Origin of the sequence: Blautia sp. NSJ-140, assembly GCF_022868965.1 — a bacterium.
Taxonomy (GTDB): Bacteria; Bacillota; Clostridia; order Lachnospirales; family Lachnospiraceae; genus Blautia_A.
Genome location: NZ_JALIFS010000009.1, coordinates 55,002 through 79,349, shown reverse-complemented (window position 1 = coordinate 79,349; position 24,348 = coordinate 55,002). Strand labels below are relative to the sequence as shown.

18 protein-coding genes are annotated in these 24,348 nt (G+C 39.2%); 17 read left to right on the top strand and 1 reads right to left on the bottom strand.

Features of this window, described 5'->3' with window-relative positions; genetic code table 11:
• The first annotated feature begins 111 nt into the window (after positions 1 to 111).
• From MUB50_RS11445 to MUB50_RS11375, 15 genes are all read left to right on the top strand, one after another.
• Positions 112 to 1,167: a Fic family protein gene (locus MUB50_RS11445; RefSeq protein ID WP_244791152.1), complete on the top strand. Its 1,056-nt coding sequence runs from the start codon at positions 112 to 114 to the stop codon at positions 1,165 to 1,167.
• Between the two features lie 14 nt (positions 1,168 to 1,181).
• Entirely contained in the window at positions 1,182 to 2,684 is a 1,503-nt protein-coding gene (locus tag MUB50_RS11440; RefSeq protein ID WP_244791150.1) for a class I SAM-dependent DNA methyltransferase, read from the top strand.
• 8 nt (positions 2,685 to 2,692) lie between these two features.
• The gene (locus MUB50_RS11435; RefSeq protein ID WP_244791148.1) at positions 2,693 to 3,847 is read left to right on the top strand and encodes a restriction endonuclease subunit S; all 1,155 of its coding nucleotides are present in this window, start codon (positions 2,693 to 2,695) and stop codon (positions 3,845 to 3,847) included.
• A 16-nt stretch (positions 3,848 to 3,863) separates the two neighbouring features.
• A complete protein-coding gene (locus MUB50_RS11430) occupies positions 3,864 to 4,322 on the top strand; it encodes a DUF3990 domain-containing protein (RefSeq protein ID WP_244791146.1) in 459 nt (152 codons plus the stop codon).
• A complete protein-coding gene (locus MUB50_RS11425) occupies positions 4,323 to 4,784 on the top strand; it encodes a hypothetical protein (RefSeq protein ID WP_244791144.1) in 462 nt (153 codons plus the stop codon).
• Between the two features lie 45 nt (positions 4,785 to 4,829).
• Positions 4,830 to 5,768: a RhuM family protein gene (gene rhuM, locus MUB50_RS11420; protein WP_244791142.1), complete on the top strand. Its 939-nt coding sequence runs from the start codon at positions 4,830 to 4,832 to the stop codon at positions 5,766 to 5,768.
• A 64-nt stretch (positions 5,769 to 5,832) separates the two neighbouring features.
• Positions 5,833 to 7,383, top strand: a complete 1,551-nt coding sequence (locus tag MUB50_RS11415; RefSeq protein ID WP_244791140.1) for a hypothetical protein — start codon at positions 5,833 to 5,835, stop codon at positions 7,381 to 7,383.
• A gap of 2 nt (positions 7,384 to 7,385) precedes the next feature.
• Entirely contained in the window at positions 7,386 to 8,033 is a 648-nt protein-coding gene (locus MUB50_RS11410; RefSeq protein ID WP_114002630.1) for a hypothetical protein, read from the top strand.
• The gene (locus MUB50_RS11405) at positions 8,014 to 10,392 is read left to right on the top strand and encodes an AAA family ATPase (RefSeq protein ID WP_118368377.1); all 2,379 of its coding nucleotides are present in this window, start codon (positions 8,014 to 8,016) and stop codon (positions 10,390 to 10,392) included. The genes MUB50_RS11410 and MUB50_RS11405 overlap by 20 nt, the downstream gene beginning before the upstream one ends.
• A 27-nt stretch (positions 10,393 to 10,419) precedes the next feature.
• Positions 10,420 to 13,767 (top strand): DEAD/DEAH box helicase family protein, encoded by a 3,348-nt coding sequence (locus MUB50_RS11400; protein ID WP_244791138.1) that lies wholly within the window; start codon positions 10,420 to 10,422, stop codon positions 13,765 to 13,767.
• A gap of 541 nt (positions 13,768 to 14,308) precedes the next feature.
• Positions 14,309 to 15,703 carry a magnesium transporter gene (gene mgtE / locus MUB50_RS11395; protein WP_138277395.1) on the top strand — a complete coding sequence of 465 codons (1,395 nt, stop codon included), beginning with the start codon at positions 14,309 to 14,311 and terminating at the stop codon, positions 15,701 to 15,703.
• 248 nt (positions 15,704 to 15,951) lie between these two features.
• Positions 15,952 to 17,343, top strand: a complete 1,392-nt coding sequence (locus MUB50_RS11390; RefSeq protein WP_138277396.1) for an alanine/glycine:cation symporter family protein — start codon at positions 15,952 to 15,954, stop codon at positions 17,341 to 17,343.
• A gap of 135 nt (positions 17,344 to 17,478) precedes the next feature.
• Positions 17,479 to 18,081 (top strand): bifunctional phosphoserine phosphatase/homoserine phosphotransferase ThrH, encoded by a 603-nt coding sequence (gene thrH, locus MUB50_RS11385; RefSeq protein ID WP_015524708.1) that lies wholly within the window; start codon positions 17,479 to 17,481, stop codon positions 18,079 to 18,081.
• 16 nt (positions 18,082 to 18,097) lie between these two features.
• On the top strand, positions 18,098 to 18,946 hold the full coding sequence (locus tag MUB50_RS11380; protein ID WP_118515870.1) for an alpha/beta hydrolase: 849 nt from the start codon (positions 18,098 to 18,100) through the stop codon (positions 18,944 to 18,946).
• Between the two features lie 177 nt (positions 18,947 to 19,123).
• Entirely contained in the window at positions 19,124 to 20,230 is a 1,107-nt protein-coding gene (locus tag MUB50_RS11375) for a DUF362 domain-containing protein (RefSeq protein WP_118623764.1), read from the top strand.
• A 362-nt stretch (positions 20,231 to 20,592) separates the two neighbouring features.
• Here the strand turns inward: MUB50_RS11375 and MUB50_RS11370 are convergent, their stop codons facing one another.
• Entirely contained in the window at positions 20,593 to 21,180 is a 588-nt protein-coding gene (locus tag MUB50_RS11370; RefSeq protein ID WP_173754268.1) for a cytidylate kinase-like family protein, read from the bottom strand.
• A gap of 460 nt (positions 21,181 to 21,640) precedes the next feature.
• Between MUB50_RS11370 and MUB50_RS11365 the strand changes: the two genes are divergently transcribed.
• Together MUB50_RS11365 and MUB50_RS11360 are read left to right on the top strand one after the other, a co-directional pair.
• Positions 21,641 to 23,686: a M28 family peptidase gene (locus MUB50_RS11365; protein WP_244791136.1), complete on the top strand. Its 2,046-nt coding sequence runs from the start codon at positions 21,641 to 21,643 to the stop codon at positions 23,684 to 23,686.
• A 20-nt stretch (positions 23,687 to 23,706) separates the two neighbouring features.
• Positions 23,707 to 24,342: a GNAT family N-acetyltransferase gene (locus tag MUB50_RS11360; RefSeq protein WP_244791134.1), complete on the top strand. Its 636-nt coding sequence runs from the start codon at positions 23,707 to 23,709 to the stop codon at positions 24,340 to 24,342.
• Positions 24,343 to 24,348 lie beyond the last annotated feature (6 nt).

Here is a 24,348-nt window from a genome sequence, read left to right as displayed (position 1 = left end):
GATCAATCTTGATAAAATGATTAAATTGAAGTTGACAATGATAAAATTGATTTATATACTTGAAGTAAATAAAATCGAAAAAAGAGTGACAAAGAAGGTGATGGAAAATATATGAGACGGTTTGATTATCAGGAAAAGTGGAAAAATTTGTTGACTCCTGAAATTGTATCTTATCTGACACAGATACATGAATTTAAAGGAGAACAAACTCTTTTTATTGAGGCCAAAGCAGATACTCTTACACAATTAGTTGAAATCGCTAAAATTCAAAGTACGGAAAGTTCCAACAAAATAGAAGGTATTTATACATCAGACATCAGATTGAGGGAATTGGTAAAAGACAAAACAAGGCCAAGGACAAGAAATGAACAGGAAATTGCCGGATACAGAGATGTATTGAATACAATTCATGAAAGCCATGACCATATCCCGCCAAAGTCTGCGATTATTTTACAGCTTCACAGAGATTTGTATAAATTTGAAAGCTACAATATTGGAGGGAAATATAAAACTGCAGATAATGTCATTGAGGAAGAAGATTCTCAGGGAATAAAAAAAATACGGTTTAAACCAGTACCGGCATGGGAAACACCGGAAGCAATAGAAGAACTGTGCAGAGCATTTGAAGAGGCAATGGCAACAGGAAAAATAGATCCACTTCTTTTGATTCCAATGTTTATTCTGGATTTCCTATGCATACATCCGTTTAATGACGGCAATGGAAGAATGAGCCGTTTACTTACACTGTTACTTTTGTACAGATCCGGCTATATTGTGGGAAAATATATCAGTATCGAGAGAATGATAGAAAATTCAAAGGAATTATACTATGAATGTTTAAGGGAAAGTTCTGAAAACTGGTATGAGAATAAGAATGATTATATACCATTTGTAAAATATATGCTTGGCGTTATCGTAGGAGCATACAGAGAGTTTTCTTCAAGAATAAAATTGCTGATGACACAGAATATATCAAAACCGGAACGAATAGAAGAGATTATAAAAAATACTCTGGGAACAATTACAAAAAAGGAAATCGCAGAAAAATGTCCGGATATCAGTGTGGTAACGATACAGAGAACACTGGCAGAATTACTGACAGCAGAAAAAATTTTAAAAATCGGCGGCGGCAGGTATACGAAATATACCTGGAATAATGAACGATAGATGGGAGATAAAAAATGATCACTGGTGAATTAAAAAATAAAATAGATGGTTTATGGGATATATTTGCGGCAGGAGGACTTGTCAATCCACTGGAAGTAATCGAGCAGATTACATACCTGATGTTTATTCATGATCTGGATGATTCCGATAATATGCGTGCAAGAGAAAGTGCAATGCTTGGCTTGCCATTTCAGAGTATTTTTGTCGGAGAAGTAAAAATAGGTGAGAGAACAATTGACGGAAGTCAGCTGAAATGGTCCGTATTCCATGATTTTCCGGCAGACAGAATGTATATGATCATGCAGGAATGGGTATTTCCGTTTATAAAAAATCTTCATAATGATAAAAACAGTGCATATTCCAAGTATATGGACGATGCGATATTTAAGCTTCCGACACCACTCCTTTTATCCAAAGTGGTGGATTCTCTGGATGAAATTTACAAACTTATGAATGAAATCCAGACAGCAGATGTCAGAGGAGATGTATATGAATATCTTCTTTCAAAAATAGCTCAGTCCGGACGGAATGGACAGTTCCGTACACCAAGACATATTATCCGGATGATGGTTGAGATGATGGAGCCGTCCAGTGATGAGATTATCTGTGATCCGGCATGTGGAACCTCGGGTTTTCTGGTTGCAGCAGGAGAATATCTGAAAGAAAAAAGAAAAGAAGAAATTTTTTATGATAAGCAGAAAAAAGATCATTACATGAATCATATGTTCCATGGGTACGATATGGACCGTACCATGCTTCGTATTGGAGCCATGAATATGATGACTCACGGAATAGAAAATCCTTATATTGAGTATCGGGACAGCTTATCTGATCAGAATGCAGATAAAGATCAGTATTCCCTTGTGCTGGCAAATCCTCCTTTTAAAGGAAGCCTGGATGCAGAATCTGTTTCCGGAGATCTTCTTAAAGTTTGCAAGACAAAGAAAACAGAACTTTTATTTCTTGCTTTGTTCCTGAGGATTATGAAAATTGGAGGAAGATGCGCTTGTATTGTACCAGATGGTGTACTTTTCGGATCATCACGGGCACATAAATCCATTCGAAAAGAAATCGTTGAGAATCAAAGACTGGAAGCTGTAATATCCATGCCTTCCGGTGTATTTAAACCCTATGCAGGAGTATCCACAGCAATCCTCATTTTCACAAAAACAGAACACGGCGGAACTGATCAGGTATGGTTCTACGATATGAAAGCAGACGGATTCAGTCTGGACGATAAACGTACTCCTGTTACAGAAAATGATATTCCGGATATTATAGAACGTTTCAAAAACCTTGATAAAGAAGCAGAACGGAAACGAACAGACCAGTCATTTATGGTACCGAAAAAAGATATTGTGGAAAATGATTATGATCTCAGTATCAATAAATACAAAGAAATTGAATACACTCCGGTGGAATATCCGCCAACATCAGAAATCATGGCCAATATTCGGGAGCTGGAGCTGGAGATCGGAAAAGAAATGGATGAGTTGGAGCGGTTGTTGGGATTATAGAAGAAAGGATGGCAGATTCGAAAATTCGGGTTTGTAGGGATGTGCATATGGATATGATATATATAGAAGATTGCTGTGAAATACTTGATTCAATGAGAGTGCCAATTACAGCATCTGATAGAGAAGAGGGGGAATATCCTTATTATGGCGCAAATGGCATTCAAGACCATGTTGCAAATTATATTTTTGATGATGATTTAGTGTTGCTGGCTGAGGATGGAGGAAATTTTGGTTCAAGGGAAAGGCCTATTGCTTATAGAGTTTCTGGGAAATGTTGGGTAAATAATCATGCCCATGTTTTAAAGCCCAAAAAAGGATTAGATGTAGATTACTTGTGTTATTCGCTTATGTTCTATAAGATTGACGGGATGGTTAATGGTGCAACAAGAAAGAAACTTACTCAAGCAGCTATGAGAAAAATGAAAATTCCGATGAGAAGTATAAATGAGCAGTTACATATTGTTGCTGAGTTGAATCACATTCTTAAGATAAAGGAGCAACAACAGTATGAATTAACCTTATTCAATAAACTTATTAAAGCCCGATTTGTCGAGTTGTTTGGTGATCCGGTTATGAATGAAAAAGGGTGGATAACGAAATCTTTATTAGATATGGGGCGGTGTAAGAATGGAATGAATTTTCATTATGACGATGAGGGCGTTGAAATTAATTGTTTAGGTGTGGGAGATTTTAAAGAGCTTTCTATAATTGACAATACAGATGAACTTCCGACAGTTTCATTAAAAGAAATGCCTTCAGAAGAATATCTGTTAAAAGATGATGATATAGTTTTTGTTCGTTCTAATGGTAACAAAGCCCTGGTTGGACGTAGTATAGCGGTGTATCCGGGAAATGTTCCAACAACTTTTAGTGGATTCTGTATTAGATATAGAAAATATGACAATGAGATTATTGTTCCGTATTTGTTAAGGGCACTAAAGGTAGATTCAATGAGGATGAAAGTGACTGGTAGAGGAGCAAATATTCAGAATTTGAATCAACAGATACTGGGCACGCTTGTCATTCCTGTTCCGCCAATTGAACTTCAAAATCAATTTGCAGATTTTGTCAAACAAGTCGACAAATCAAAAGTTAAAGTGCAAAAAGCACTGGATGAAACACAAAAGTTATTCGATAGTCTGATGCAACAATACTTTGGCTAGAAAGGGGAGAAGCTGAATGGCGATAATGACGGTGTACCATGGTGGATATCAGGCTGTAGAGAAACCGGAAATCAGAAAAGGTCGTAATACAAAAGATTTTGGAACTGGTTTTTACTGTACGATTATAAAAGAACAGGCTCAAAGATGGGCCAGGAGATATGATACGAAGGTTGTATCTGTCTATGATGTGCGTTTAAAATCGAATCTGAAAATAAAAGAATTCAAAGATATGACAGAAGAATGGTTGGATTTTATAATTGCATGTCGGAGTGGAAAAGACCATGAATATGATATTGTAATCGGTGCAATGGCAGACGATCAGATTTATAATTTTGTTTCTGATTACATGGACGATACGATTACCAGAGAACAGTTCTGGGTTCTGGCAAAGTTCAAGTATCCAACTCATCAGATAGCATTTTGTTCCAAAGAATCATTGAAATGCCTGAAGTATAGAGATTGTGAGGTGCTATAAATGGCAGGAGAAGGACGTGAAAGCAAAAAAGATAATGATTTATTTTACACATGCAGCCTGATTGATTACATTGCACGGAAAACAAAGAATACACGGGCAGATGTTGTAAATAAGCTTGGAAGGCAGAGGATTGATAAAATTTATGACCTCGCAGATGTCTACCATTGTGATAACATTGACAGAGTCAGTGATGATTTTATCGAAGAAGCAGGAATACAAGAGGGAAAATTTGACAATGTGGGTGATTGTAAATACAGCATTCCATCACATTGGGATATTGGAAAGGTATATAAGCGGCTGATAAAAATGGTTGCTGCAGATGAGGGTATTGGAATTATAGAAGCTTTAATAAAAGTATACAATTCTTTTATCAGTGCAAAGATTGATGACTACAACAGCAGTGTATATTACGAAAATCCGTCATATATATTTGAATCGTATCGGGAAAACAGAATGCTATAAACGAAATAGTTGAAAGACATAGGTATATTTTGAAAGGATAATCTCATGAAAAAAGAATTGGTAATATTTGAGACGATAGATAAAGAGATATCATTATCTGTAGAGATTCTTGAAAATACGGTATGGCTTACACAGAATCAAATGGCAGAATTATTTAAAACGACAAAGCAGAATATTAGTTTGCATGCTAATAATTGTTTTAAAGAGGGTGAACTTGATAAAAAATCAGTTGTCAAGGAATCCTTGACAACTGCGGCAGATGGAAAAAATTACAAAACAAAGCTCTATAATTTGGATGTGATAATTTCGGTTGGATATAGGGTAAAATCTAAAAGAGGTGTTGAATTCCGGCAGTGGGCTAATGAAATCCTTAAACAATATATACTAAAAGGTTATGTAGTAAACAAAAAACGCCTACAAGCTCTTGAAAAAACAGTTGATATTCAGACAAAAATGTTGGCGAATGCATTGGATGTAGAAGAGTCCGATATACTTAAAGCAGTAAATGAATATACGGATGCATTGCTTCTTTTAGATCAATATGATCATCAAACTTTAAAGAAGCCTTCGGGAAAAATGCCAACATATCGCATTACATATGATGAGTGTGTTACGATGGTTAATAATATGAGAGATTCGTTTAATACAGATGTTTTTGGAGTAGAAAAAGAAGCTGGTAAGGTTAAAGGGATAATTGCAGCTATATACCAGAGCGCATTTGGATATGATGCATATCCTTCATTGGAAGAAAAAGCAGCATATCTGTTGTACTTTATGATTAAAGACCATCCATATGCAGATGGTTGTAAACGAATAGCAGCTTCGTTATTTTTGGAATTTCTTGATAGAAATAATGTATTATTTGTTAATGGAGAAAAGAAGATCAGCGATGGTGCATTAGTAGCAATTACTTTAATGATTGCTGAATCAAGACCTGAAGAGAAGGATGTGATGGTTACACTTGTGATGAATTTATTGAAATAATTGTTTTAGATAGATATAAAAAATGAAGGGGAAACAAAAGGAATGATATAAAGGGGGCTGATTTGTGGATACGAAAATATACACAGATGAACAGAAATTATCAATTATGTATGAAGGGGATAAAGCTAGAGATGCTACAGACAAGATTAGAGGATTTTTATTTCAAGATTTTGTTACAATTATGTGTCTCCTTCAAAAAAATGTAAAATATGTTTGTTCAGAATACATTGAGGATGTGGATGTGTTTTTCGAGGACAATACATTTGAATTTATTCAAGTGAAGTATTATCCCAAAACAAGGCCAAATATGAAAGAAATTTTAACGGATCTTTATTATCAATATCTTAGACTTGAGATGCTTCAAAGTACTTTAAAGGTAAGTCCGAAACTTTATATTCATGGAAAATCAAAAGTTAAGAAACTAGAGATTACGGATATGAAAACTTATATCGGACTTGAAAATAATCTTCATAAATCAGCGAGTTACCTAAATGTTGCAGAATCAGTTAAATTGTTAAGAACAGATATTTATTCAACAAATAAGAAGTCTGAACAAAAAGAAAAGCTTTTTGGAAAGATGGCTTCAGAAAAATCTCTGGAAGGTTTTGTCTCAAAGTTTAATATTGTTCAACAAGAGGATATTAATTGTTATAAGCAGAAATTGATGGAAAAATTAGCTGAAGAATATAAAAATCCAGATGAGTATGAGGACGAGGAAAAATGGCAATTAATTTTGCTTGGACTTGCAATTTCGTACATACAACGACGCTATGTGTTAGAAAATCCGAATTTTGAACAGCTACGAGTGGACAAAAAAGAATTTGATCAGTATATGAAAGAGTCGGCTACTCTGAATACAGAACAAACGATTGCAAATTATTTACAGGGGCTTGTTTGCGAAAAATATGGAGAAATCATAAATAACAATGAAATGTCAGTTTTGCAGATGCGTATGTTGGATTTGATATATCAGAATACCTTGCAATGGATAGGTGAAATTGGCAAAACTATAGAGGGACAATATCAGTTGCTAAATACATTAAGTACGCGTGAAGCAAGTAAAATTTCAGGATATAGAAAAAAATCTATAAATAGTAGATTAAGGAATATAGCAGAGTGTAATTTGACGTTTTTAAAATTTTTAAGTTATTTCTGGAAGATTATGCTGAATATTTGTCAGGAAAAAGTACACAACGAAAATGATATTTCTACTTATAAGGAGTTATTTGACCCATTATGTTACATAGATTCTTCAGTGAAACACTATATTTGTCTGAATTTTCCTGAAGATAAATATGTAGATCGGTGTGTGATTCTTCCTCCAGCGGCAGGAGAATTTAAAAGTACAAAGCGAAATATTGTAAATCGTATGGTAAATGTATCACCAAGGCCTGAAAAATGGTTTTTTCAAAATAGTAATATTATGCAGGGAAAAAATTATTACGACTATAGCACAGCAGACGTAAGTGAGAATCCTACGATAGCTGATTTGGGTGAAGATAGCTTTTATATTGAATGTATGGAGTGCATTGGGATTGATGAAGATGAATGGGGTAAAAAGGAAGAGTGTGGTAAATGTATTTTTTTGGAAAACTGTATTAAAGAGGAAAGATAGTTATGATTTTACAGGAAGAGTTTAGGAAAAACGGCTATACAGATATTCTTAAGGGAGATGTAGCTTCTGAATATGGAATTAATCTGGAAGATATTTTTGATTTAGATGAGAAACCGGAAGAGTTATTAGGTATTTTTATTAGTGAACAGAAAGATGATTTGTTTTTTCTTCTGGATGGAGATTCGATGGAAATTAATTCATTATGTGATGGTTGGGATAATCGAATTCGTGTGTTTGCAATTATTAATAAAAAAGCAAGTGTAATTCAGAAGCTGAGGTATAATATTGTACAGTTGATTGTTTATTCTGGAGATACACCTGATAAAAACAGAGAAGGAAATTTATCAATATCAAGAAAAATTATTATTAAAGGCGATATGACAGATAGGAATCAAATTATAATTGGTGATGATGAGGTGATTGAATTACCATTTCATATGATTTCGTCAGCTTCATTTGCACCGGATGAAAAAAAGATGGAGCGATTAGAACAATTACTTCCGGAGAATGAGAAACTTTTGACATTAATGAAAAGAAAGAATATAAAAGTACAAAAAAAAGAAAGAGAAGGAATATGGAACAAGTCTTTTGAAGTACAAGATTATGAGCTGATTAAGGAGTGGCTGAAAAATGATAATACACAAGATTAAAATGATAAATTTTAGATGTTTTCAAAATAAAACAATTGATTTTGAGAATAAATCGGTTGTGCTTCTTTCAGCTGCAAATGGAATTGGAAAAACAACAACTATTGATGCAATTGAATGGTGTTTGACAGGTAACATTGGAAGACTAAAAACTACTTTTGATACCAGAAGTACTAATGAAGCTGATCGTAGGATGAATACAGATGGCATTTTGAAGAATAGAAATGCTAAATCAAAGGAAAATATTATAGTATCTCTTTGGTTATATGATGGAGAAAAAGAAAGAATTCTTTGTAGAAGGCAGAAAAAGGATGAATTAAATTCAGAATTTTCTAAAGTTACGCTTGATGAAAATGAGGAAATGGCGAAAATATTTATACGTGAATATGTGGGAAATAGTTTTTATAATTTTCATTTTTGTGATGTCCAAAAGTCATTCAATGTACAAAATAAAAAGAGAAAGGAACTGAAAGACTTTTTTGGTGAATTTATTACAAATTATGATGAACAGAAACAAATTGCAGAGAATTTGGATATTTTTGCTGAGGATGTAGAACGTTATATTGAAGATAAAACAAAACAGAAAGTGTCACAAGACTTAATTAAGAATCAAGAAGAGGAGTTCGCGAAAACTTGTGAAGAAGCAAAAAAGATTCCATATCCTGCGACGATATTTTATCCGAATGAAAAAATAGAAATTGTTGAATTGAATAAAGCTGAATTGACGGAACAAAAAAAAGAGGTGGAAAATTGTGGATATTTGATAGTAGAAGAAAGACTGTTTAAACTTATAAAAAATGAGGCTTTAAAGAATCAGCAAAGAGTTATCAAAGAAATTGTTTCTTACTGGGAGACGAAGAGTGTGTCTATTCAACGTGCGGTAAAAGCGGGGCTATGGAAGAGTATAGAGACGATTACAAATTTAGAAGAAAAACTTAAAAAATTGAAGACTTTGTCTCTTTCTAAAGACTCGATTCTTCAGGACGGAGAATATATACTTGCATTAGAAAGTGCTGGTTTTACGAAGGTTGATTTTGACGCGGATAAACAGAAAATTAATGAAAAACAGAAAAAAGTGAAAGCTCTTTCTGATGAGATTGATTTACTTTCTAAGAATAATAAGATGTTAAAATTGTTATCTTCTCTTTTAGCGAATAAACAAGTGGTAATAGAGCATAGAAATAATATTTTTAAGGAAAAAGGTTCTGTTCGATGTCCTATTTGTGGTTCTGAGTTATTTGCGACTATGGATGAGGAGATGATTCTTAAGGAAGCGGATACTTATATTGAAGAAAATGGAAAAACTGTAAGTATAAAAGAAGCAGATAAGATTACGTTACAGAATGAAATTGAAATTCTTTATCAGAATGTCATTAATCGGGCAAAACTTGTAGTGGAGAATGAGGAGAAAACATTAGAACTTAAAAGTAGTAATCTGAAAATTCTGAAAGATGAAATTCAGCCATATTTTTCTGAAGTCAAAGAATTGCAAAAAACTCGAAAAGAGATCAACGCAGAAAATTTGACTGCTGAAATGGCGAAAGAATTATTGGCTGGTGTAGAAGAGCAACTTTTAGGGGAATGTAAAGAGCAGGAAATTAAAGAGGGATATCAACAGATTTTAACAGTTCTAGGTTATAAATTTGAAAATGAGACGGTGCAGCAGACATATGAAAAGGTGAAAAATATTATAAAAAAATCATATGTAGTTTCAAGTTTTTCTTACGATATATTTGTGTCAAAACTTAATGCCATAGATAGTATTCTTGCAAATAAAACATTATCTGATCTGAGGAAGAAAATAGAAGAAAATACAGAGAAAAACAAGATTCTTGATACAGAGATAGAAGAGCTTCAGGAACTAAAAGATATTGCATCTCAAAGAGCGAAAGATATCCGAGATGCTGTGGAGAAACTTTCGCAAGATGAATACAAAAGGGTAGGACCTGCTCTTGGTAAATTTTATAATAAGTTAGCGAGATTTAATTCTAATGAGGGAATTAATATTATTCCGGAAAAAGAAGGAATTTCGTTAGTTGATAATAACGGTAAAAATATCGTTAATATTTTGAGTAATGGTCAAATTAGTGTATTCATGTTGGCCCATTTTTTTGCTAGTATCAATGTAAGAAATGATCGCGAAAAGATGAAAATATATTTTATTGATGATTTAACTGCATGTATGGACGATGTAAATATGTTAGCATTTATGGATTTGCTTAAATATCAAATGTCATCGAAAGCGACTATGGAACAGTTGTTTTTTGCTACCTGCGATAATCGTATTAGCAATTTGTTGAAATATAAATTAGATGGACGAGGCATTGAATTTTGTGAACTTTTAGAATCGGATTTTGAGTAATGGTAAGTAAAAGAGGGAGGTTTTACAATGGTAACAAACTTTGATTACTTAAAAAATGAATCAAAATTCTCTGCATTTGCGAATGTTGCCATCTCTGCAGAGAAAATTATATTAGCAGATCCGGATGCGAGTATTCTTAACAGCCGGCGGGCTATGGAATTTGCTGTGAAATGGTTGTATTCTGTGGAAAACAGTTTGCAGATTCCGTACCAGGATAATCTTCATACTCTGATGAATATAGAAGAATTCAGACAGTTAGTGGGACCGGATCTTTGGAAACGGATGGATTATATCCGCAGATGTGGAAACAGTGTGGCACATAGCAATAAAAAACCTGGCAGAGATGCAGCGATGCTCTGCCTTGAAAATCTGTCAATTTTTTTAGATTACGTTGCATATTGTTATGGAGAACAGTATCAGGAGCATCCATTTGACAAGTCGATTATTGATGACAGAATTGAGAAGGCAAAGGCATCCAGGGAAACAGCCAGAACAACAAAGGAAACACTTCTGAAAGAACAGGAAAAAACTGCCCAGCAGGAACTGGATCTACAAAAACTAATGGCAGAAAATACTTTCCTCAGGGAAGAACTGTCCGCACGTCATGAGAAACAGCAGCAGACATATGTTCCGAAACCTCTGGATCTGTCTGAATATGAAACCAGAAAACTTTACATAGATTCTATGCTCATTGATGCAGGATGGACACAGGGAAAAGACTGGTTAAATGAGATGACCGTGACAGGAATGCCGAATAAATCAGGAATTGGACGTATTGATTATGTTCTCTATGATGATACAGGGAAACCTCTGGCAATTATTGAAGCAAAACGTACCTGTAAAGACGTTGCCGAGGGCAGGCAGCAGGCGAAACTTTACGCAGATCTGCTGGAAAAGAAATATGAACGACGCCCGGTAATTTTCCTTACCAATGGTTTTGAAACCCGGATCATAGACGGACAATATCCGGAAAGAAAATGTTCGGTTATTTATTCCAAACGGGATCTGGAGAAATGGTTTAATCTTTTGAATATGCGGACAAGCCTGCAGGATATTTCTGTAGATAAAAAAATTGCAGGACGCTATTATCAGGAAGCCGCGATAAAAGCAGTATGCCAGAGTTTTGATGAAAAGAATCGGAGAAAAGCACTGCTGGTTATGGCCACAGGTTCCGGAAAAACCAGAACAGTAATGGCTTTGTGCAAGGTACTGGTTGATGCGGGCTGGGTAAAGAATATCCTTTTTCTGGCGGACAGAAATTCACTGGTAACACAGGCGAAAAGAAGTTTTGTAAACTGGATGCAGGATTTTTCCTGTACAAATCTGGTTGAAGAAAAGAATAATTATATGTCGCGATGTGTTTTCTCCACATATCAGACCATGATAAACTGTATTGATACGATAAATGACAAAGAAGGAAAAGTTTTTACCAGTGGTCATTTTGATCTGATCATTTGTGATGAAGCGCACAGATCCATTTATAATAAATATAAAGATATTTTTACATATTTTGATGCACTGCTTGTAGGACTTACCGCAACACCGAAAGATGAGATTGACAAAAATACATATGAAGTATTTGAACTGGCAAACGGAGATCCCACTTATGGATATGATCTGGCGCAGGCGGTTAAGGATGGATATCTGGTTGATTATCTTTCGGTGGAATCCAGGGTGAAATTTATTGATCAGGGAATTGTATATGATGAACTTTCAGAAGCAGATAAAGAAATCTATGAAAATACTTTTGAAGACGAAAATGGAAAGCTTCCGGAAGCGATAAATTCGGCTGCATTGAATACCTGGATTTTTAACGAAGATACAATTAAAAAAGTTCTTCATGTCCTGATGAGAGATGGAATTAAAATTGAATATGGACAGAAGATTGGAAAAACAATTATTTTTGCGAAAAATCATGATCATGCGGAAAAAATCCTTGAGATTTTTAATAAGGAATATCCGCATTTAAAGAATTATGCCATGGTGATCGATAACAGAATGAAATATGCACAGAGTGCAATTGATGAGTTTTCAGATCCGAAAAAACTACCGCAGATCGCAATTTCTGTAGATATGTTAGATACTGGAATTGATGTACCTGAAGTTCTTAATCTTGTATTCTTTAAGAAAGTCATGAGTAAAGCAAAATTCTGGCAGATGATCGGACGAGGAACAAGACTATGCCCGGGATTGCTGGATGGGGAAGATAAGAAAAAGTTTTACATTTTTGATTTCTGTGGGAATTTTGAGTTTTTCCGAATGAATAAGGGAAAAGCAAGCGCAAATCTGATGGCGTTGCAAAGTGCGGTTTTTAATCTTCAGTTTGAGATTTCGTACAAGCTTCAGGATATTAAATATCAGACAGATAAATTAACTGCGTACAGGACTGCACTTGTAAAGCACATGACTGAAAAAGTAAAAGAGCTCCCAAGAGATAGTTTTACAGTTCGCCAACATTTGAAATATGTAGAATTATATTCAGAAGAGTCGAACTATCAGATGCTTACTTATGAAGATACTTTACTTGTACGGGAAGAAGTTGCACCCTTGATTTTGCCTGAAAGTGATGAAGTAACAGCAGTACGTTTTGATGCACTTATGTATGGGATAGAACTTGCATCTCTGGCTGGAAAGAAATATACAAGTGCACGAAAAGATCTTTTAAAAAAGGTTTCCGGAATTGCCGGAGTGGCAAATATACCGGAGATTCAGGCACAAACAGAGCTGATCGATCAGATTTTGCATACAGATTATATGGAAAATGCAGGAATCAATGAATTTGAAAATATCAGGGAAAATCTTAGAGATCTTATGAAGTATATTCCGGATAAGAGCAGGAATAAATATATGACCAATTTTACAGACGAAATTCTTTCAACGGAATGGAAAGAAGCAGAATTGGAAAACGATGATCTGAAAAACTATAAGGCGCGGGTAGAATATTATGTCCGGCAGCATCAGGATGACCATGTGATATCAAAGTTGAAAAAGAATCAGCCACTTACAGAAAAAGATGTAGATGAACTGGAAAAAATTCTCTGGAGCGAGCTTGGTACAAAAGAGGATTATGAAGCAGAATTTGGCAGAAAGCCATTGGGAGAATTTATCAGAGAAATGGTAGGTCTTGATATGAATGCAGCCAAGGAAGCTTTTTCAAAGTATCTTGAGGATGTAAGTCTGGACAGCAGGCAGATTTATTTTGTAAATCAGATCATTGAGTATATTGTTCATAATGGGATGATGAAGGATCTTTCTGTTTTATTGGAATCTCCGTTTACAGATCGTGGGAGCATTTCAGAAATCTTTACAGATATGAGTGTTTGGCTTGGAATAAAAAAAGTCATTGATACGATCAACGGAAATGCAGCAGCATAAACTCCACCTCTGTAAAGTAGAAAAATTTTACCCGGATTTACAATAAATTTAACCATAAATCCGGTTGACAAAACCCGGCCGGGAACGTTATAATGGCCGGGTTGATAGAATATTTTAAGAAAAAAGGCAGGTGAACAGAATGGACAGTTGTGATTCTCATGGGCGAAGTTGTAGCTCTCAGAGTGAAAGATGGAAAGAACAGAGAAGGATGAGACTGTTCCATTCTGTTTTAAGTATACAGAATATCTGTGAGAATAGTATATCTGTATATCGGAAGGATATGTATGACAGGGCGGAACAGCGTCATCAGGACCTGTACGGTATTATTCCATTGTAATTGCAGCAGGATTATAATAGATATTTTTTTCATTCTTCTCATTCTGAGAATCTTACAGTAAAGCGATCATGTATAAATTCATTTCGCTTTATACTCAAATCCCAAGGAAACACAATCAAAAATCAGACAGCACATAGACATGCTTTAACATGTCTGTTTTTGGTGTGCGTATTTTGTGCGATACTATGTGAGGAGGATGAGAAAATGACAAAAAGAAATCAGGATTTTTCAAAAGATATTCTGAGTCTGATCCGAAGCAGTGTTTCTCCGGCAGTTTTAAGTGAAAGGCTGCAGGATTTCCACGAAAACGATCTGGCGGAAGTATTGAGAGAATTAAGCACTGCGGAGCGCAGCAGACTATACCGTATCCTGGAAAGCAGTATGCTGGCAGATGTTTTTGAGTATCTGGAGGAAGAAGAAACTGTAAAATACCTAGAAGAGATGGATGTAAAAAAAGCGGCAGCCATTCTTTCCAAAATGGAAACCGATGCCCTGGCAGATGTTTTAAAGCAGATCGATAAAGAAAAACGCAAGCTTCTGATCCAGCTTCTGGATGAACAGGTGCGGAAAGATATCGAAATGATCCGCTCCTTTGATGAGGATGAGATCGGAAGCAGAATGACAACGAACTGCATTGTGATCCGTGAAAACCTGACCGTAAAGCAGGCCATGAGTGAGCTGGTTTCTCAGGCGGCAGATAATGATAATATTTCTACGATTTTTGCAGTGACGGACAGAGGGGAGTTTTATGGAGCCCTGGATCTGAAGGATCTGATCACAGCAAGACAGGACCACCCTATGGAAGAGCTGATCGTAACTTCCTATCCATATGTGTATGGTACTGAGCAGATCGATGACTGTATGGAACGACTGAAGGATTATTCCGAAGATTCCATTCCTGTATTGGACGATGACAATCGTTTCCTTGGAGTGATCACATCCGCAGGGATCATCGATCTGGTAGATGATGAGATGGGAGAGGATTATGCAAAGCTGGCCGGTCTGACTGCAGAGGAAGATCTGAAAGAACCTCTTTTTGAAAGCATGAAAAAAAGAATGCCCTGGCTGATCGTTCTTCTGGGCCTTGGTATGCTGGTATCTTCTGTTGTGGGAATGTTTGAAAAAGTAGTTACCTGTCTGCCGATCATCATGTGCTTCCAGTCTCTGATCCTGGATATGGCAGGAAATGTTGGAACCCAGTCCCTGGCTGTAACCATCCGTGTACTGATGGATGAGACGCTGACGGGAAGACAGAAAGCAGAGCTTGTGCTGAAGGAAATGCGGATCGGTCTCTGCAACGGTGGTCTGCTCGGTATTCTGTCTTTTGTACTGATCGGATTGTATATTTTCTTATTCAAAGGAAAAACACTCGTATTTGCCTATGCGGTATCCGGCTGTATCGGATTATCCCTGCTGGTGGCCATGCTGGTATCCAGTGCAGTGGGAACCTGCATACCGCTGTTTTTCAAAAAGGTTGGTGTGGACCCGGCAGTAGCCTCAGGTCCTCTGATCACTACGGTAAATGACCTTGTAGCCGTGATAACATACTATGGAATGAGCTGGATATTCCTGATTGAGATGTTCCACCTGGCTGGCTGAGAGTAAAATGCAGCTATGCTCATAAAAAGAGACAGATATCAGAAATCTGTCGAATAACAGAAAAGTTACCAATATAAAAAAATTCCGGATCGAAAGATTCGGGATTTTTCTTTACATACGAACAGAAAGCTACTATAATAAAAGATACACTTTGCCCGTTTAAAACGTTGCAGAAATAAATACAAATAACGGGCAGAAAAAGAGAACAAAACGATCACATGGGGTGATTGGGGAAAGGAAACAGTAACATGATAGTAACAATGATCGAAAAGGTCTATTCATTTCTGTGGGGAGATCTGATAAGGATCCCGCTTCCGGGAGGAAGTACGCTGGGAATCTCACTTCTGATCCTGCTTCTGATTCCGACTGGTATTTATTTTACCATCCGGACAAAGCTTCTGCCGATCCGTCTTTTTCCGGATATGGTGCGAGCCCTGTCAGAAAAGAAAAGTGACAAAAAAAATCTTTCAGCATTTCAGACGCTGATCGTATCTACAGCTACCCGTGTGGGAATGGGAAACCTGGTCGGTGTGGTAGCTGCAATCTCAGCAGGAGGTGCAGGAGCGGTATTCTGGATGTGGATCACGGCGCTGATCGGTTCCTCCACTGCTTTTATCGAAGCGACCCTGGCACAGCTCTATAAAGAAAAGGATCCTCTTTATGGTGGCTACAGGGGCGGTCCTGCCTACTATATCCACCGCTATTGGGAAGAAAAACAGGGCAGAAAACGAAAAAAGGTTCTGCTTTCCGTTCTGTTTGCCATTTCCGGCCTGATCTGCTGGTGTGGGATCAGTCAGGTTATCAGCAATTCCGTCACGGCGTCTTTCAAAAATGCTTTTGATATTCCGCCGCTGTATACTACCATCGTGCTGGTAGTGATCGCAGCTGTGATCGTGCTTCGGAAGAATGCAACGGTTAAAGTTCTGGATATTCTGGTGCCGGTGATGGCAGTGCTTTATTTTGTGATCACACTGTTTATTATATTTACAAATCTCGGAAGTATGCCAGGAGTATTTAAACGGATTTTTGAAGAAGCTTTCGGATTTCGTCAGGCTGCTGCCGGCGGATTTGGCGTCGTGCTGATGAACGGAGTAAAAAGAGGTCTTTTTTCCAATGAAGCGGGAAGCGGCTCCGCTCCCTGTGCAGCAGCGGCAGCAGAATGTGACAGTCCGGTAAAAGCCGGATTTGTCCAGGCCCTGGGTGTATTTGTGGATACGATCGTGATCTGTAGCTGTACAGCCATGATCATGCTTCTGGTACCGGAGGATCTGGTACAGGGACTTTCCGGAATGGAACTTCTTCAGACTGCCATGCATTATCATATGGGACAGTTTGGAGTGATCTTTATTGCTGCAACACTGTTTATGTTCAGCTTTTCCACATTCCTGGGAATCCTGTTTTATGCAAGAGGCAATGTGTCCTATCTTTTTGGGGATAACTGGGGTTCACAGACAGGATATAAGGTGCTGGCACTGGTGATGCTGTTTATCGGTGGGATCGCAGCTTACACATTTGTATGGGATCTGGGAGATGTAGGAATTGGCCTGATGACGATCTTTAATATTTTCATGCTGTATCCTCTTGGGGAAAAAGCACTGAAAGAGCTGAAAATCTATGAATCGGAAAAGAAGAAAAAATAAAACGGTTTACAGACCTTGAGAGCATATGATAATATCAGGGTAAAGCGCTAAAAGAATAAAGAGTTCTGACAGCCGGAAGGAGTCAGACTCTGTGCAATATCAACGGTAAGTTGGATCAAGAGGAGGATATGAAAGATGTATATTACATGTCTGGACGTAGAAGGTGTACTGGTACCGGAAATCTGGATCGCATTTGCAGAGGCAAGCGGAATCCCAGAGCTTAAGAGAACAACCCGTGATGAGCCGGATTATGATAAGCTGATGAACTGGAGACTTGGAATTTTGAAGGAGCATGGTCTGGGACTGAAAGAGATCCAGGAGACTATTGCAAAGATCGATCCCCTTCCGGGAGCAAAAGAATTTCTGGATGAGCTGAGATCTTTTTCCCAGGTGATACTGATCAGTGATACCTTTACACAGTTTGCAACTCCACTGATGGAGAAGCTTGGACGACCGACACTTTTCTGTAATTCCCTGGAAGTAGCAGAGAATGGAGAGATCACAGGCTTTAAGATGCGCTGTGAGAAATCCAAGCTGACAACTGTGAAGGCACTGCAGTCCATGGGATTTGAGACTATCGCAAGCGGGGATTCCTACAATGATCTCGGAATGATCCAGGCAAGCAAAGCAGGCTTCCTTTTCCGCAGTACAGAGCAGATCCGTGCAGATCATCCGGAAATTCCTGCTTACGAAGAATACGATGAACTTCTTGCAGCGATCAGAGAAGCGATGAAATGAAGAGGGGAAAACTGGAATGATCAACGAAAGAATTATGATCGAAGAGAAAACAAAGGATTATAATGAGGCATGGATAGAAACTTATTTCTGGCAGGAATCGGAAGAACTCTATCCGGGACAGAAGCGTCCGGTCATAGTGATCTGTCCGGGCGGAGCTTATTGCATGACTTCAGACAGAGAAGCAGAAGCCATTGCTGTCCGGTTTATGGGAATGGGCTATCACGCAGTGGTACTTCGTTACAGTGTGGCACCTGCCAGATATCCGGTGGCTCTCCGTCAGCTGGCAAAAACAGTAGCTCTTCTCAGAGAGAACAGCGATAAGTGGCATATTGAAAAGAATAAGATCATTGTATCCGGCTTTTCGGCAGGAGGCCATCTGGCAGCTTCTCTGGGAGTGTTCTGGAATACTGAGGAGCTTGCCGGGATCACGGGAATGGAAAACGAGCGGATCCGTCCCAATGGCATGATCCTGAATTATCCGGTGATCACTTCAGGGAAAGCTGGCCATGAAGAAAGCTTTCGAAATCTTCTGGGAGATCGTTATGAGGAGCTGAAAGATCAGATGTCTCTGGAATTTCAGGTTACGGAAGATACACCCAGAACCTTTATCTGGCATACCTTTGAGGATCAGACGGTGCTGCTGGATAATACACTTCTCTTTGTTCAGGCACTCTATAAAAAGGGCATTCCAGTGGAGTATCACGTTTTTCCGCAGGGTCCCCATGGAATCGGCTTGGCAAATGAGCTGACTGCCAACGAAAACGGCAGAGGGATCGCAAGAGCCTGTGAACCATGGAGTGAGCTTGCAGGAAAATGGCTGAACCGTGAATTCCCATGGTGGAATGGAGCAAAGATTGAAAGATAATACGAGACTGCTATGTCGGATAAAATATCCTTTTTACCGGGAAACCGGTAGAGAGGGTATTTTTTATAATTGTGATGACTGCTGTATTTGTCGGCTGTTTTGTCTGGCCTGTCTGATGAAAAAAGCTTTGCTATAGATCAGTATTCACATTTCAGAAAGAAAGGAATTTTGATAATTATGGATAAAAATCAGATTTTTATTACCAATGGCACGGAATATAAAAGAATGACAAAGGAGCTTCTGGAAAAAGCGGATCTTCAGTCCCATATCGGGGACAGAAAGAAAAAGATCGGAATCAAGCCGAATCTGGTTTCTCCTTCAGAGGCTTCCTGGGGTGCAACGACTCATCCGGAAGTGGTTGCAGGAATTATCGAGTATCTGAAGGAGCATGGCTTCCGGGATATGGTGATGCTGGAGGGATCCTGGGTAGGAGATAAGACAAGGGAGGCCTTTGAGACCTGTGGCTTTGACAGACTTGAGGAAGAGTATCAGGTGCCGTTCTGGGATATGCAGAAGGATAAAGGTGTTTCTGTGGACTGTGGCGGCATGGAGCTGAATGTCTGTGAGCGGGTAAAGGAGCTTGATTTTCTGATCAATGTGCCGGTTCTGAAAGGCCATTGTCAGACAAAGATCACTTGTGCCCTTAAGAATATGAAGGGGTTGATCCCAAATAAGGAAAAGAGACGTTTTCATTCTCTGGGGCTTCATAAACCCATTGCTCATCTGAATATGGGGATACAGCAGGACTTTATTGTTGTGGATAATATCTGCGGGGATCTGGATTTTGAAGATGGCGGAAATCCTGTCGTGATGAACCGTGTAATGGCTGCCTGTGATCCGGTTCTCGTGGACGCGTATGTGTGTCAGATGATGCATTATGAGGTAGCTGAGGTTCCCTATGTGAAGCTGGCAGGTGAGCTTGGGGTGGGCTGCTCAGATATTTCAAAGGCAGATGTCAGATTTCTGGAGGATGGTGCGGATCAGAGGATGCCGGTATCCAGAAAGGTTGTGGAACTTGCGGATGCCGTGGAGGAAGTGGAATCCTGCAGTGCCTGCTACGGGTATCTGATCCCGGCATTGGAGATGCTGAAGGAAGAGGGGCTTTTTGAGAAGCTGGATGAAAAAATCTGCATCGGGCAGGGGTATCGTGGTAAGACGGGCGTGCTTGGTGTGGGACACTGTACCTGTAAGTTTCAGAATTATGTGGAAGGGTGTCCGCCGCTGGAGAGGGATATATATGAGTTTTTGAAAGGGTATATTGGCGAACGGACGCCGGGGAAGTGACAGTCCTCCGGCTGACGTTTCAGCCGGAGAGGTGGAAGCGGACGCATGGTGTCCTGTCCTTACGTTTTGATGAGTTGAGCGTCCGCAGTTGGAGGTGTGGGAAGAATACGTCTTCTTGTTGAAAGGTGTTATGCCGATGAGATCGGCGCAGCCTGTCGTTTTAAACAAACGCAGAATCCATCACCCTGTCAACAACGTAACATAACCAAAACGTACGGTTCATAGCGGGGCCAGAGGGAAGGGGTGCAGGGGAGGGAAAACGGCCTTTCGCAACTACGAGTGCTTCCCCTCCCCTGCGGTTTCACTTACGCTTCCAAAGCGTAAAAACATTTTTCAGAAAAAAATTTCAGAAAAAAAGAATCCTAAAGACATCTCTTTACAATCTCAACAATCTGCTCCATAGAAAACCGGCTGCTGTCAATACAGAGATCATACTGTGTCATATCCAGCCATTTGCTGTCTGTAAAGTATTCATAGTAAGCTTTTCTCTCTTTATCCATTTTTTTGACCAGCTTCCGTGCGCTGGCTTCTTCTCTGCCGGTACGGCGTATCACATTCTGGACTCTTTCCTCAAAAGGAGCATGGATAAAAATTTTAAGTGATTTATCCTTCAGGATATTGGTCGCACAGCGGCCGACAATTACGCAGTCCTCTCTCTGCGGAAGGGAAAGAATGATCTTTCTCTGAAGATCATAGAGAACATCATTCATTGGTACAAAGGAGAAATTATCTGTAAACTGCAGCTCGCTGTCAACAGGAAATACCCACTGACTGGCCTTTTTCTCGTCTACCTTTGCCAGGGTGTCGAAGGGGATATTGTTTTTCTTGGCAGCCATGTCGATCAGTTCTTTATCATAAAAACCGATGTCCAGGTTTTCAGCCAGAGTCTTGCCGATAAGGCGTCCATTGCTTCCAAACATACGATTGATGGTGATAATACGTTTTGCCATAAAGATACCTCCTTTATCTCGGACCGGAAGCAGGAATATCTGATTTCCGGTAGTTTTTCTTACTTCTTTTATAACATATTTCGGTAAAAAATGCTAGAAAATAATGTATAATACTTAAAATAACATTTAATATATACAAAAATGACGGTAACAGACAGAAAATATGATTAATTATCCGTATTTACATATGAAAAATATCATACCTTTTTCACCGTGTTTTCACAGAAGAGAGATCGGTATCCGAAAGGCGATCGGCGCAGGAAGCCTATTGATGCGCTTCGGTATTCCGGTTGATAAGATATTATAAAAATGTGATTTGTGAGAAGGATTTTTCCTGGCTGAACAAATCGCGTTTTTTTATCTGGAAATCCGCACATTGATAAGGTATAATTTATAGCAGTTAAAGGCATGTCCCTTCCGGATGGACAGAACTGATGACCGGGACACTGCCGAGAAAGGGATGACAGTAAATTTGAACATCGTGGAGAAATGTGTTTCATGCCTGAATATAAAAGAATCTTATGATCTGGCCAGGCGCATGGAACAGGAAAAAACAAATCCGGTTCTGGGATACCGTACAGCAGGCTCCCTGGCAGAGCGAAAAACCGGAGATATGCTTTTGGAAGAAATGAAAAAAGCCGGTCTCACACAGGTAGAAAAAGATAAGATCCGTGTGGATGCATGGGAATTTAAGAAAGCGGTGATGCGCTGCCATGACAGAGAGGGAACCTGCCGGGAGATCCAGCTTGGTGCATATCAGACAGATTTTAAGACCAATGGCTTTCAGAAGTTTGATCTTGTATATCTTGGAAAGGGTACAGCCGACGAATATAAGAATATCGATGTGAAAGGAAAGCTGGTTCTTATTGAGATCAATCAGAGAGAAGAATGGTGGATCAACTACCCGGTGTATCAGGCACACCTGAAGGGTGCAGCGGCTTTGATCGCCGTACAGAGCAGGGGATATGCACAGATCGATGATACGGCTCTGAATGCACAGGATATAGCAGGACCTTCCTGTGCGCCTGCATTTTCCATGTCACGGGCAGATTTTCTTATGATCCGCCGGTTAATGGAAGAGAAAAATGAGAATGGGAATCGTGTTCCGGAGCTTTCCGTGGAATTTGATGCGGACACAGAGGTGATCAAAGACCAGTATACCTACAATATCGTTGGCAAAATCCCGGGAACTGATTCGGATTCCATGATCCTGTTAAGCGCTCACTATGATTCCTATTTTGAGGGATTTCAGGACGATAATGCGGCAGTGGCCATGATCATTGGAATTGCCAGGGCGCTGATCCGTGGTGGCTACAAACCTCGCCATACTATTGTGGTATGTGCTCTTGCAGCAGAAGAATGGGGGATTTCCGACACAAAATATGACTGGTCCACAGGTGCTTACCGCCAGGTGTTTGAGGCAAGACCGGAGTGGCAGGGTCGCGTGATCGCAGATTTGAATTTTGAGCTTCCGGCTCATGCACACAGTACCAGAGATGCAGTACGGTGTACCTATGAGTATGCGGATTTTGTGCGCAGCTTCGTGGATACTGTGCAGATGCCGGAGGGGATTTATCCGGAGGGCATGACCACGTTGTATCCCATTGAAACCTGGTCTGATGATTTTACCATGGCTATTTCCGGGATCCCGTCCATGGTCAATGATTTCAGCGGTGGCCCGTTTATGGAAAATTATTATCATTCTCAGTACGATAACCAGGATGTTTATGAGGAAGAGGTATACAGATTCCATCATGAATTTTATCTGAAACTTCTTCTGGCTATTGATAGCCTTGCTCTGCCGCCAATGGATTTCGGGCGGGTACTGGACCAAAGTATTAAGACCCTGGATCTGGATCTGTGTATGCAGACCGGCGTCGACAGTACACTCCTTCTGAAAAAAACAGAAGAGGCAAAAAAAGCGGCTGCCATCCTTGCAGAGCAGGTACGGCGCTTCAACAGCCTTCCGGAAGAAAAACGTGACTGGAAAAAAGCCGATGTCATTACCGAAAAGCTTCTCGGTGTATTCCGAAAATCTCAGGATTATCTGGTACGTCTGGACTGGGATGATAATGTGATCTTTCCGCAGCAGGCAGTGCAGAACAATCTTTATGCACTGAAGAAAGCTATGGGATATCTGGAAAAGGGAGAGATCGTACCTGCGCTGGAGGCTTTTTACAGTATTGACAACAACTGTTATGCCTTTCAGTTTGAGAGGGAAGTCTTTTATCATTTTACAGAATATATCCTGAAGCAGTCCCCGGATCGCCTGATGTGGGGAAAGGGCAGGATCATCCACCATGAGAACCTTTATGATCTTGTGGAAAGGCTGAAGGAAAAGAAGCCGGGTGACAGCCTGGAAGCGGAAAAGCAGACCCTGAGGGAAGCCTGGGAAAGACAGAAGCATTATTATGCGGATGATATTGAATATCTGATCCGTGCAATGGAAAAACTCAGGAATCTGATCTGTGAGGTCAGTGATATGTTTGAAAAAAGAACAGAATAAAACCACACCTGGAGGAAAGAATGGAAAGCCAGAATTTATACCGAGTGAAAGAAGAAGATCTGGACAAGCTGATCCGGATATTGACTGTATGTTTTTCGGAGGATCCTCTGTATCATGCACTGATCCCGGACAGGGATACCAGAGAACGGCTGATGCCGGAGCTTTTTACCTGTGATCTTACGGAGTTTTTTGAGACCTGCGAGATTTATGCAGACAGCAGTGAGCTGAACAGTATCTTGGTAGTATCCGACGGAACGGAGCATGAAGCAGCCTTACATAATCTGATGGTGGATTTTTTTGCCCTTCTGAAAACAGATGGCTATCTGATCAAAGAGGATCCAAGTCTTGCGACCCTGTGGAAATTCATCCAGGGAAAAGACTATCTGAATTCCAGCTGGACTTCCCAGCTTCATACAGCAGAAAGGCTTCATGTGATCTATCTGGCAGTGGCGCCGAAGATGCAGCATCACGGTCTTGCTGAAAAGCTGATGGATGAGGTGATCGATTATGCGGACAGGCATAAGCTGATGATCTCTCTGGAAACCCATAATCCGGCAAATGTTTCCATGTATGAGAAATTCGGATTTAAATTATATGGCATTGTACAGAAAAAAGGATTTGATCTGAAGCAGTACTGCATGATCAAACAGGCATAGGAGGAA